Source organism: Kineococcus siccus (genome assembly GCF_009906795.1).
Classification (GTDB): domain Bacteria; phylum Actinomycetota; class Actinomycetes; order Actinomycetales; family Kineococcaceae; genus Kineococcus; species Kineococcus siccus.
This window is the reverse complement of sequence record NZ_JAAALN010000138.1, coordinates 1-11,490: the sequence shown is the minus strand read 5'-3', so window position 1 is coordinate 11,490 and position 11,490 is coordinate 1. Positions and strand designations below refer to the sequence as shown.

General features: G+C 76.2%; 11 protein-coding genes. 5 read left to right on the top strand and 6 right to left on the bottom strand.

The annotated features are described in order from the left end of the window. Positions 1-9: 9 nt before the first annotated feature. From GTR02_RS14810 to GTR02_RS14795, 4 genes are all read right to left on the bottom strand, one after another. Positions 10-795 carry a hypothetical protein gene (locus tag GTR02_RS14810; protein WP_166608264.1) on the bottom strand — a complete coding sequence of 262 codons (786 nt, stop codon included), beginning with the start codon at positions 793-795 and terminating at the stop codon, positions 10-12. 64 nt (positions 796-859) lie between these two features. Further along, positions 860-2,605, bottom strand: a complete 1,746-nt coding sequence (locus GTR02_RS14805) for a GspE/PulE family protein (RefSeq protein ID WP_338073828.1) — start codon at positions 2,603-2,605, stop codon at positions 860-862. 67 nt (positions 2,606-2,672) lie between these two features. After that, complete coding sequence (locus GTR02_RS14800; RefSeq protein ID WP_338073827.1) at positions 2,673-3,437, bottom strand: DUF1003 domain-containing protein; 765 nt, start codon at positions 3,435-3,437, stop codon at positions 2,673-2,675. Then, positions 3,430-4,707 carry a magnesium transporter MgtE N-terminal domain-containing protein gene (locus GTR02_RS14795; protein ID WP_166608262.1) on the bottom strand — a complete coding sequence of 426 codons (1,278 nt, stop codon included), beginning with the start codon at positions 4,705-4,707 and terminating at the stop codon, positions 3,430-3,432. The genes GTR02_RS14800 and GTR02_RS14795 overlap by 8 nt, the downstream gene beginning before the upstream one ends. Before the next feature lie 101 nt (positions 4,708-4,808). Between GTR02_RS14795 and GTR02_RS14790 the strand changes: the two genes are divergently transcribed. Together GTR02_RS14790 and GTR02_RS14785 are read left to right on the top strand one after the other, a co-directional pair. Next, positions 4,809-5,402: a Dps family protein gene (locus GTR02_RS14790; RefSeq protein ID WP_166608261.1), complete on the top strand. Its 594-nt coding sequence runs from the start codon at positions 4,809-4,811 to the stop codon at positions 5,400-5,402. 178 nt (positions 5,403-5,580) lie between these two features. Continuing rightward, positions 5,581-6,486, top strand: coding sequence for a YflT domain-containing protein (locus GTR02_RS14785; RefSeq protein WP_166608260.1), 906 nt, complete (start codon positions 5,581-5,583; stop codon positions 6,484-6,486). Between the two features lie 136 nt (positions 6,487-6,622). Here the strand turns inward: GTR02_RS14785 and GTR02_RS14780 are convergent, their stop codons facing one another. Further along, entirely contained in the window at positions 6,623-8,248 is a 1,626-nt protein-coding gene (locus GTR02_RS14780) for an aminopeptidase P family protein (RefSeq protein WP_338073826.1), read from the bottom strand. Between the two features lie 143 nt (positions 8,249-8,391). Here GTR02_RS14780 and GTR02_RS14775 point away from each other — a divergent pair, with 143 nt between their 5' ends. The 3 genes from GTR02_RS14775 to GTR02_RS14765 all read left to right on the top strand — a co-directional run bounded on the left by GTR02_RS14775 (position 8,392) and on the right by GTR02_RS14765 (position 10,593). Continuing rightward, complete coding sequence (locus GTR02_RS14775; protein ID WP_240895759.1) at positions 8,392-8,997, top strand: DUF6758 family protein; 606 nt, start codon at positions 8,392-8,394, stop codon at positions 8,995-8,997. 130 nt (positions 8,998-9,127) lie between these two features. Beyond that, a complete protein-coding gene (locus GTR02_RS14770) occupies positions 9,128-9,991 on the top strand; it encodes a PHP domain-containing protein (protein ID WP_166608258.1) in 864 nt (287 codons plus the stop codon). Beyond that, positions 9,988-10,593, top strand: a complete 606-nt coding sequence (locus tag GTR02_RS14765; protein ID WP_166608257.1) for a MarC family protein — start codon at positions 9,988-9,990, stop codon at positions 10,591-10,593. Before GTR02_RS14770 ends, GTR02_RS14765 begins: the two co-directional genes overlap by 4 nt. Here GTR02_RS14765 and GTR02_RS14760 read toward each other — a convergent pair. Beyond that, positions 10,574-11,254, bottom strand: a complete 681-nt coding sequence (locus tag GTR02_RS14760; protein ID WP_166608256.1) for an oxygenase MpaB family protein — start codon at positions 11,252-11,254, stop codon at positions 10,574-10,576. The genes GTR02_RS14765 and GTR02_RS14760 overlap by 20 nt on opposite strands. Positions 11,255-11,490 lie beyond the last annotated feature (236 nt).

Sequence of the window (11,490 nt, the reverse complement as noted above, 5' to 3'; positions counted from 1 at the left end):
TGCTGGGGCTCAGCGGCGGCGGTACAGGGCCGCGTGCCCGGGGGCCAGCGTGGGCAGGTCGGGGGGCACGGCGACCGCCCCGCCCGGCGAGGGCGCGGGGACGTCCACGGGCACGGGCGCGTCGTCGGGCACCTCGTGGTCGTCGGGCACCTCGTGGTCGTCGGGCACCTGGTGGCCGTCGTGCTCGTCGGGGACCTGGTCGGTGTCGTCGCGGTCCGCCTCGCCACCACCGTCGCCCCGGGCCGCGGCGAGGAGGGCCTGCTCGGTGGAGAGGTCGCCGGGCGGCCGGGTCAGGACCAGGGCGGCGAGCGCCGCGAGGACGCTCACCACGAAGCAGACGACCGCCGGAGGAGCGAAGGAGACGAACGGCGTGCCGGAGTTCCACGAGGAGGTGGGGAGCACGCCCACGACCTGGGCCGCGAAGCCCAGGAGCGCCGCGGCCCCGGCGAGGGCGAGCACCGCTGCCGCACCGGCCGCGGCGCGCCGGGCACCGCGGTGCCGCTCGACGGTGCGCGGCCAGGCGAGCCGGCCCCCCGCCGCGGCGAGGGCCGCCAGCGCACCCGCCAGCAGCGCGGAGGGCACCGCCACCGTCGACCACAGGAAGCCCCACCGCAGCGAGCGCAGCACCTGCGCGGTCTGCTCGGGGCCCAGCCCCGTCACCGACAGGCCCAGCGCGTCGTCCAGGGAGCCGCCCAGCACGCGCCCGGCCAGGAGGAGGACCAGGGCCGCGGGTGCGCACACGGCCGCGGCGAGGGCCCAGGCCAGGACCCCTTCGAGGTTCGCACGTCGTCGCACTCCAGGACCGTAGGGGGCCGGGGGCGCGGGCGGAAGCGACCGGCTGCCCGCCGGGGCGCCGGGGTCAGCCGGCGGTGACGCGGACGACCTCCTCGAAGGTCGTCTCGCCGCGCATGGCCTTGGCCAGCGCGGACTCGCGCAGCGACCGCATGCCGGCCCGCTCGGCCTCCTCCGCCAGCGCCGACTCGGTCGGGGAGGCGAGGAGGATCTTGCGCATGCTCGTGGTCACGTCGAGCACCTCGTACACGGCGGTGCGCCCGCGGTAGCCGGTGCCGCCGCAGTCGGGGCAGCCGCTGCCGCGCAGCGGGGTCGCGTCGAGGATGTCCTCGATGCCGAGGCCGAGCAGCGCGAGCGTGTCGGGGTCGGGGATGTAGCCGTCGCTGCACGAATCGCACGGCTTGCGCACGAGGCGCTGCGCGATCGCGGCCGTCAGCGAGGAGGCGACGAGGAACGGGGCCGCGCCCATGTCGACGAGGCGGGTCAGCGCTCCCACGGCGGAGTTGGTGTGCAGCGTCGTGAGGACGAGGTGCCCGGTCATGGCGGCCTTGAGCGCGAGCTCGGCCGTCTCGCCGTCGCGGACCTCGCCGATGAGGACGATGTCCGGGTCCTGGCGGAGCACCGAGCGCAGGCCCGCCGAGAACGTCATGCCGACCTTGGCGTGCACCTGCACCTGCGTGATGCCGGGCAGCTGCACCTCGACGGGGTCCTCGAGGGTGACGATGTTCTTCTCGGGGGTCATCGTCGCGTGGATCGCCGCGTAGAGGGTGTTCGTCTTGCCCGAGCCCGTGGGGCCCGTGATGAGGACGAGGCCCTGCGGCACCGCGAGGGCCTTGGAGAAGACGGCCAGCTGCTCGGGCTCGAAGCCCAGCGACGTCAGCGTCGGCACGTCGTCGCCTCGGGTCAGCAGCCGGATGACGACCTTCTCGCCGTGCAGCGCGGGCAGCGTCGAGACGCGGCAGTCGATCGCGGAGCCGTCGACCGTGACGCGCGTGCGCCCGTCCTGCGGCAGCCGGCGCTCGGAGATGTCGAGCCCGGAGATGATCTTGATGCGGCTGATGACGGACGGCGCGACGCGCTTGGGCGCCTGCATGACGTCGCGCAGCAGGCCGTCGATGCGGAAGCGCACGCGCAGGCCGTCGCGCTGGGACTCCAGGTGGATGTCGGAGCAGCGCAGCCGCACCGCGTCGGAGAGGATCCGGCTGACGAGCCGCACGATGGGCGCGTCGTCGTCGACGGAACCCGCCATCCCCGACAGGGGGACGTCGTCCTCCTCGTCGTCGGCGTCCTCGACCATGCGGTTGACCTGGCTCGTGTCCGCCGTCAGCGACCACGCCCGCGCGAGGTGGTCGCGGATCTGGGAGTCGACGGCGACCACGACGAGCAGCTCGGGGGCGCGCGTGTAGAGCTTGACGTCGTCGAGCGCGAGGACGTTGGTGGGGTCGGCGGCCGCGACGAGCAGGTGGCCGGGGGTCTTGTCGAGGACCAGGACGCGGCAGCGCTCCGCCACCGCGCGCGGGAGCAGGCGCACGACGTCGGGCGACGGCGTCGCGCGGGAGAGGTCGACGTGCTCCAGCCCCAGCAGCTCCGCGAGGCACTGCGCGAGCTCGGCCTCCGAGACCAGCCCCAGCTCGACGAGGATCTGGCCGAGGCGGCGGCGCGGGCCCGCGACGTTGCGCTGCTCGTGCAGGGCGTGGTCGAGGTCCTCCGGGAGCAGCAGGCCCTTCTCGACGAGGACGTCGCCGAGGCGGCGGCGGTCCGCGCCCGCGGGGGGCACGGGAGCGCCGGCCCGCGGGGCGTCGAGTGTCGTCACCCGGATGGTGTCGGCACGACGGGCGTCCGGGTGAAGTCCGTCCCCGCGACCGCAGGGGCGGGACGCGTCACCCCTTCGGCGGAGTGACGACCCGGTGCGCGACGGAGGCGTCGGTGGGGGTGCCCGTGCCGGTGCCGGTGCCGGTGGCGTCGGGCTCGGCGTCGGGCAGGTTGCGCTGGCTGTCCTGCGGCTGGTCGAGCGGGAGCGTCGACGTCAGCACGCGCGTCTCGTGCACGGCGTCGGCCTCGTCGGGGACCGCCTCCCCCTGCCGCTTGCGCTTCTTGCCCTGCTTGCGCTTGGGCTTCTCGCCGGTCTCGGCCGCGTCCTCCTCGCGCAGCTCCTCCAGCACGCTGCGCAGCTCCGAGCGCACGAAGTCGCGGGTCGCGACCTCGCGCAGCGCGATGCGCAGCGCCGCGACCTCCCGCGTCAGGTACTCCGTCTCGGCGAGGCCCCGCTCGTCGCGGGAGCGGTCCTGCTCGTTGAGCACGCGGTCGCGGTCGTCCTGGCGGTTCTGCGCGAGCAGGATCAGCGGCGCCGCGTAGGACGCCTGCAGCGAGAGCACGAGCGTCAGGAAGGTGAAGGAGTACGGGTCGAACCGCTGGGCGGCGGGCGTCAGGGTGTTCCACAGCACCCACACGACGACGAACAGCGTCATGTAGACGAGGAAGCGTCCCGTGCCCATGAAGCGGGCGAACTTCTCCGACGCCCGGCCGAAGGCGTCGGGGTCCACCTGCGGGCGGTTCAGCAGCTGGCGCCGCGCCTCGCGCGGGGTGTCCAGGCCGATGCGCTCCTGGCGCTCGCGCTTGACGCGCCGGCGGTTGCTCTCAGCCACGCTCCACCTCGAACTCCTCCCGCTCCTGCTCACGCCAGTCGTCGGGCAGCAGGTGGTCCAGCACGTCGTCGGCGGTCACGGCGCCGAGCAGGTGGCCGTCCTCGTCCACGACGGGCAGCGACACGAGGTTGTAGGCGGCGAGCTGCCGCGTCACGTGCTGCAGGGAGTCCGCCGGGTCGAGCGTCTCCATGTCCTTGTCGATGACCTGCCCGACCGGGGTGTGCGGGGGTTCGCGCAGCAGCCGCTGCAGGTGCGCGGTGCCGAGGTACTTGCCGGTCGGCGTCTCCAGCGGGGGCCGGCACACGAACACGGCCGCCGCCAGCGGCGCCGTGAGCTCGACGCGGCGCACGTGCGCCAGGGCCTCCGCGATGGTGTCGTCGGGCGCGAGGATCACCGGGTCGGACGTCATGAGCCCGCCCGCGGTGTGCTCGTCGTAGGCGAGCAGGCGGCGCACGGGCTCGGCGTCGTCGGGCTCCATGAGCAGCAGCAGCCGCTCGGCCTGCTCCGGCGGCAGCTCCGAGAGCAGGTCGGCCGCGTCGTCGGGCTGCATGGCCTCCAGGACGTGGGCCGCCCGCTCGCCCGCGAGGGCGGAGAGGATCTCGACCTGGTCGTCCTCGGGCAGCTCCTCGAGCACGTCGGCGAGGCGCTCGTCGTCCAGGGCCGCCGCGACCTCGCCGCGGCGCTTGGCGGTGAGCTCGTGGATGACCTCGGCGAGGTCGGTCGGCTTGAGCTCCTCGAAGGCCGCCAGCAGGTTGGTCGCGCCCTGGTCGGCGTCCGCGGAGGTCAGCCCGACCACGGCGTCGACGTCCACCGTCAGCGTCTCCCCGCGCCGGCGCAGGCGCCCCGACAGGCCCTTGGCGACGTGGCCGCGGCGCACGAAGACCTTGGTCAGCTGCCAGTCTCGCGGGCGGACCGTCTCCAGACCCAGGTCCTCGATCGTGGCGGGGCCGCTGCCGTCGGCGAGGGTGACGGAGCGGTCCAGCAGCTCCGCCAGCAGCAGCGTCTCGGTGCTGCGCTGCTCGAAGCGGCGCATGTTGACCAGGCCCGTGGTGAGCACCTGCCCGACGTCGACCGCCGTGACCCGGGTCATCGGGACGAAGACCCGCCGCCGCCCCGGGACCTCGACGACGAGGCCGATCACGCGCTTGGGCCCGCGGCTGCGCAGGACGGCCACGACGTCGCGCACCCGGCCCACCTGGTCGCCCTGGGGGTCGAACACCGCGGTCCCCGCCAGCCGGGCGGCGAACACGCGGGAGGCGGGACCGGTCATGCCCTCAGGCTAGGCCCCCGGCGCGGGCACGAGGGCGTGGCGCCCGGAGGGCGCGTGATCTCGGCGCGCGGACCGTCCGCACGGCTCCTACCGTGTCGTGCATGGCCAAGGAGAGCAAGAAGCTGAAGGCAGCCGGGACCCCGTACTTCACCGTCCCCGGCCTGACCCCCGCGCAGGGCGCCGAGATCGCCGCCGTGCTGCAGAACCGCCTGACCGCGCTCACCGACCTCCACCTCACGCTCAAGCACGTGCACTGGAACGTCGTGGGCCCGAACTTCATCTCGGTGCACGAGATGATCGACCCGCAGGTCGACGCGGTCCGCGAGATGGCCGACACGGTCGCCGAGCGCATCGCGACCCTGGGCGCCTCGCCGGTCGGCACCCCCGCCGCGATCGTGGCCGACCGCGACTGGTCGGACTACTCGATCGGCCGGGCCGGGGCCATCGAGCACCTCGGGGCCCTCGACCTCGTCTACACCGGCGTCATCACCGACCACCGCGCGGCGATCACCGCGACGGAGGACGAGGACCCGGTGACGGGCGACATGCTCATCGGCCAGTCCGCGGCGCTCGAGCAGTTCCACTGGTTCGTGCGCGCGCACCTCGAGAGCACGGGCGGGCACCTCTCCACCGAGGGCGCCACGACCGAGGTGCAGGCCACCGAGCGCGCCGGCGCCAAGCGCCGCACCGCCTGACCGTCCTCCCCGGGCGCGCGGCACCGCCGCGCCCCCACCTCCGGCCACGCGTGCCCGGTCCTCCCTCGGGGCGGGCCGGGCACGTCCGTCGTGGCCGGGACGTTGTCCCTGGTGTCGCGCCCGCGGGGTGCACCCCGTCGGCCGGGCCGCCGGGTCGTCGAGTCGGTGAGGACGTCTCATGTCGAACCTCGGGCCCTTCAGCGGTCCGCAGCAGCGGGTGCCCACGCCTCCCCAGGGGGAGGCGATCGGTCGCTACGCCACCTACGCCGAGGCGCAGCGCGCCGTCGACTTCCTCTCCGACGAGCAGTTCCCCGTGCAGAACGTGACCATCGTCGGCACCGGGCTGATGATGGTCGAGCGCGTCACGGGACGGCTGACCTACGGCCGCGCCGCCGGCGCCGGCGCCGCCTCGGGGGCCTGGTTCGGCCTGCTGATCGGCCTGATGATCTCGGTGTTCGGCAACGGCGGGACGCCCGGCCTGCTGACGGGTCTGCTCGTCGGGGCCGGCTTCGGCATGCTCTTCGGCGTCATCTCCTACGCCCTGACCGGTGGCCGCCGCGACTTCACCTCCGCCAGCCAGATCGTCGCGGGGGAGTACACCGTGCTGTGCCTGCCGCAGATGGCCGGCCAGGCGCGCCAGGTGCTCGCGAAGCTGCCCAACGGCCTGGGCCGTGAGCCGCGCGGCACGTGGCACCAGCCGGACCAGCCCGCGCCGTGGGGCAGCCCGCCCGCGCCGCCCGCCCCCGGCCAGTCGCAGGGTGGCCAGTCGCAGGGTGGTCAGCCGCAGGGTGGCGGCTCGCACGCCGCCTCGAGCCAGTGGGGCGCGCCGTGGGCCGGCCCGTCGGGTCCGCAGGGTCCGGGCGCTCAGGGTTCCGGCCCGCAGGGCTACGGCCCGCCGCCGCAGCCCGGGACGGGGCCCGCGACCGCGCCGCCGCCGCCCGCGGGCGCCGAGCCGGCCCCGGTGGAGATGGACCTGTCCGGACCCACCTACGCGCAGAAGATGGAGGAGCAGCGCCAGCAGCGCCGCGCCGCCGAGCAGCGGGCCCGCGAGGAGCAGGCGGCGTCCGAGCGCCACGACGCCTGAGCGCACGGCTCCGCACCCACGATCCTGTACTCGCGACGCTGAGCCCACGGGCACGACGAGGAGGCCCCGACCGCAGCCGCGGTCGGGGCCTCCTCGTGTCCGTGGCGTCCGCACGTGCGGACGCCGGACGTGCGGGTCAGGCCCGCAGCGACGCCATCCAGGCCTCGACCGCGTCGGGGTCGCGGGGCAGCCCGGCCGTGAGGTTCTCGACGCCGTCCTCGGTGACCAGGACGTCGTCCTCGATGCGGATGCCGATGCCGCGCAGCTCCTCGGGCGCGAGCTCGTCCTCGGTCTTGACGTAGATGCCGGGCTCGATGGTGAAGACCATGCCCGGCCGCAGCTCGGCGTCGAGGTACATCTCGCGCCGCGCCTGCGCGCAGTCGTGGACGTCCAGCCCGAGGTGGTGGCTCGTGCCGTGCGCCATCCAGCGGCGGTGGTACTGGCCCTCGGGGTCCAGCGACGTCGCCGCGTCGACCGGCAGCATCCCCCACGCCGACAGCCGGTCGGCCACCACGCGCATCGCGGCCTCGTGCACGTCGCGGAACTTCACGCCCGGCTTCGCGGCGGCGAACGCGGCGTCGGCGGCGTCGAGCACGGCCTGGTACACGCGCCGCTGCGGCGCCGTGAAGCGGCCGTCGACCGGCAGGGTGCGCGTGACGTCGGCCGTGTAGAGCGAGTCGACCTCGACGCCCGCGTCCACCAGGAGCAGGTCGCCCGCCCGCACGGTGCCGTCGTTGCGGATCCAGTGCAGCGTGCACGCGTGGTCGCCCGCCGCGGAGATGGTCTCGTAGCCGACGCCGTTGCCCTCGACGCGGGCCGTGGCGTCGAACGCCGCCTCGACCACGCGCTCGCCCCGGGGGTGGCCGACGGCGCGGGGCAGCGCGCGGACGACCTCCTCGAAGCCCTTCGCGCTCGCAGCGACGGCGTCGCGCAGCTGCCGGACCTCCCACTCGTCCTTGACGAGGCGGAGCTCGGAGAGGGCGGTGGCGAACTCCTCGTCGGCGCGCGCCGCGTCGGCCCCGGCCGGGCGCGCGGCCTCGGCCACGGCCGAGACCGCGGGGTCGGCGTCGCGCAGCAGGCGCAGACCCGTGGTGGCGGCCTCGCCCGCGGACGCGGCGAGCTCCGCGGGCAGGCCCGCGACGTCGTGGCACGCGAGGCCCGTCGTGGCGGCGACGGAGGCCAGGGACGGCCGCGGCCCGACCCACAGCTCCCCGTAGCGGGCGTCGGCGAAGAACTCCTCGGAGTCGCGCGCGCCCTGCGGGCGCAGGTACAGGACGGCGTCGTGACCGTCACCGCGCGGGTGCAGCACGAGGACCGCGTCGGCCTCCCGGTCGCTGCCGAGGCCGGTGAGGTGGGCGAACGCGGAGTGCGGGCGGAAGCGGTAGTCGGTGTCGTTGGAGCGGCGCACCAGCGTCCCGGCCGGCACGACGAGGACCTCGTGCGGGAACAGCGACGAGAGCACCTCGCGCCGCCGCGCGGCGTACGGCGCGGCCGCGTCCGGGGCGTCGGGCTCGGCGGGGCGCGGGCCCCAGCCGTCGGCGATGAAGGCCCGGAAGGCGGCGGAGCGGGGCACGCTGCGGTGCGACGTCGCGTCCTCCTCCGACCTGGCGTCCTCCTCGGCCCGAGCCGCCTGCTCGGCCGCCGTCCCGGCCGCGTCCGGCCCCGGCGGGGCGTCGACGGCCTGCTCGAGCGCCGGGTCGGTGGCCGTGGGCGTCGTCTCCAGTCGGGGACCGGCGTCGTGCTGCGTCGTCTGGGAGCTCACCCGGCCATCATCCCTGATCCGGACGGTCCGGGCGGGATCCCCGGCCCCGTCACGCACGGTGACACCATGGTTGACGCCGCGACCGGGCCGTAGGACGGTGGACCATGGGCGGTACGGCGAGGTGCCCCCGCTGCGACGCAGCGGTGCGGGCACCCAGCATCTGGCACAACGGAGCGACCTGCGCCGTGCACGGGGAGGTCGTCCCGCTGCAACCCGCGCAGCCCGCGGACTCCCAGCACCTGGAGTGGATCGCGGCGCACTCCGACGTCCCCGTGTGGCTGCCGTGGCCCCTGCCCGACGGCTGGCTGCTCACCGGCACGCGCTGCGTGCGCGACGACCGGCACGACGCGCAGGCGGTCGTCGTGGCGGCCAGCGGACCCCACCACGGCCCCCCGGGCGGTCCCCCCGTGGCGGAGCTGCTCCTGGTCTCCGAGCGCCCCGGCACCGGGCTGGGCGCGCACCTCGCGGGCCGCGACGACGTCGATCCCGGGGAGGGGCTGGTCACCGGGCCGCCGGCCGCGCGCCCGCACGCGGCGGGCGCCAGCACCCCGCTGTGGGGTGTCGAGGCGCAGGGCGACCGGGCCGTCCTGGTCGGCGAGGCCGGGGGCGTGTGGCTGTGGGCGCTGCTCTGGCCCGCCGCGGCGGGCGCGACCCTGCTCGACGACCTTGAGCTGGTCGACCTGCGCGACCCCACCCACACCCTCGACGTGCCCTGCGGCGCGATGTCGCCGCGCGTGCAGTGGTCCTGAGTCCCCGCCCCTGCCGCCCCTGCCGCCCCGGGCACCGGGCGCACGGGCGGCGGCGAGCGGCCGGCCGGGGGCACCGGCCGCGGTGACGGTGAGTGCACGGCGTCGTCGTCCGCGGCCGTAAGCTCTCCGGGTGCGCATCGACCTGCACACGCACTCCGACGCCTCCGACGGCACGCAGCCGCCCGCGGACGTCGTCGCCTCCGCCGCGGCGGCCGGCCTCGACGTCGTCGCCCTCACCGACCACGACACGTCGGCCGGCTGGGCCGAGGCGGTCGCCGCCGGTGAGCGGCTCGGAGTCCGTGTCCTCCCCGGCGTCGAGATCAGCTGCCTCCAGCGCGGCATCTCGGTGCACCTGCTGTCCTACCTGCACGACCCCGCGCACCACGCCCTGGCCGCCCTGCTCGACGGCTCGCGCACCTCGCGGCTGACGCGGGCCCGCAGCATGGTCGAGCGCCTGGGCGTCGACACGGGCCTGACCTGGGAGGACGTCCTCGCGCAGGTCCACGGCGACGCGACCGTGGGCCGCCCCCACATCGCGGACGCCCTGGTCGCCAAGGGCCTCGTGCCGGACCGCGACGAGGCGTTCGCCACCTGGCTCTCGGGGCGCAGCCGCTACTTCGTCCCGCACTCCGCACCCGACCCCCTCGAGGCCGTCCGCCTCGTCCGCGAGGCCGGGGGCGTGCCCGTCCTGGCCCACCCGGCCGCCTCCAAGCGCGGCAGCTGCATCGGCGACACCGACATCGACGAGATGGTCGACGCCGGCCTGCTGGGCCTGGAGGTCGACCACCGCGACCACTCCGAGGACGAGAGGGCGCACTTGCGCGACGTCGCCGCCGGTCTGGGGCTGCTCGTGACGGGGTCGAGCGACTACCACGGGGCCGGCAAGAAGAACCTCATCGGGGAGAACCTCACGTCCCCCGACGTCCTCGAGGGCGTGCTCGCGGCCGCCGGGCCGGCCGCGCCGGGCCGGGGACGGCACGTGCTCGACGCGTGAACTGGCAACTGCTGGGGGAGACGTTCGTCACCCTGTTCGTGATCATGGATCCGCTGGGCACCGTGCCGATCTTCCTGGGCCTGACGTCCGCGTTCTCGGCGCGCGAGCGCTCGCGCGCCGCCCGGCAGGCCGTGCTCGTCGCGCTCGGCGTCATCGTCGCCTTCGCCCTCTTCGGGCAGCGGATCCTCGACTACCTGCACATCAGCCTCCCCGCGCTGCAGACCGCCGGGGGCCTGCTGCTGCTCCTCGTGGCCCTGGAGCTGCTGACCGGCAAGGGCGACGAGCCCACCAGCGCGGTCGGCGTGAACGTGGCCCTCGTCCCGCTGGGGACGCCGCTGCTCGCCGGGCCCGGCGCGATCGTCGCGACGATGGTCTACGCGCAGCAGGCCGAGACCCTCGCCGACGACCTGGCGGTGGGGGCGGGCATCGTCGCCGTCCACCTCACGCTGTACCTGTCCATGCGGTTCGCGGGCGTGGTGCACCGGGTGCTGGGCGAGAGCGGCGTGCTGCTCGTGACCCGCATCGCGGGGCTGCTCCTGTCGGCGATCGCGGTGCAGCTCGTGGCCGACGCCGTGCGCGCCTTCATCGCCGGTGAGGGCTGAGCGCCGCCGACGCCGCGTCGAGGCGCCGCAGCGCACGGGCGAGCTCACCGCGCTCCGCGGGCCGCGCGTGCGGGGCCCAGCCGGGCAGCACCGCTGGGGCCAGGGCCGCGGCCTCGCGCCAGCCCGGGACCAGCTGCGCGTGCGGCCCCCCGAGCTGCCGCGAGGGCAGCCGCCCGAGGCTCGCGCCGCCGCGCAGCGCGCGGCGGACGTCGTCGAGCACGGCGCGCACGTCGGCGAGGCGGTGCGGCACGTCCTCCGGTTCCGCGCCGCCCAGCACCGCGGTGCTCACCTGCTCGCGGACGTAGCGCTCGGCGTCGGCGTCCGAGGGGGCCCGGCCGCCGGCCGCCGCGGTGCGCAGGACCAGGTCCACGCGCAGCGCGTGCCGCAGGACCAGGACGGCCCCGGGGGCGGACGCGGTGGCGCGCTCGCGGGCCGCGAGGGCCAGCGCCCGGCCGGGGTCCGTCCCGGCGCGCAGGAGCGCGGCGGCGTCCTGGACGCGCTGCCACGGGTGTCGCGGGTCCTCCGCCAGGGCCCGGGCGGCCGTCGGGTGCGCCTCCTCGAGCACCGCGGCCGCCAGCAGGGCGACCTCCAGCGACGCTCCGGCGTGCAGGGCGGGGGAGACGGGCGGCGCGGTGCCGGACGGGGTGCGGGTGGTCTCCACCCGCCCCAGCCTGGGCGGCGACGGCGGTGATCGCCCGCCGGTCGACGTCCCGGCCCGCGCGCTGCTGTGCCGTCGCGGCGGGGGACGGCCGCCGCAGCGGCCGTCCCCGGTGGCTCAGTCGGCGGCCGGGGCCGTCGTCTCCTCGGCGCTCGCCCCGGAGCGACCGCGCGTGCGGCGACGGCGGCGGCGCGGTGCCGCGTCGGCGCCCTCACCGCTCGCCTCACCCGTGCCGGGGG

Bases quoted from the DNA above. Each gene is read 5' to 3' on its own strand.
- GTR02_RS14795 (WP_166608262.1), bottom strand. From the start codon at position 4,707: ATGACCGGTCCCGCCTCCCGCGTGTTCGCCGCCCGGCTGGCGGGGACC.
- GTR02_RS14790 (WP_166608261.1), top strand. From the start codon at position 4,809: ATGGCCAAGGAGAGCAAGAAGCTGAAGGCAGCCGGGACCCCGTACTTC.
- GTR02_RS14785 (WP_166608260.1), top strand. From the start codon at position 5,581: ATGTCGAACCTCGGGCCCTTCAGCGGTCCGCAGCAGCGGGTGCCCACG.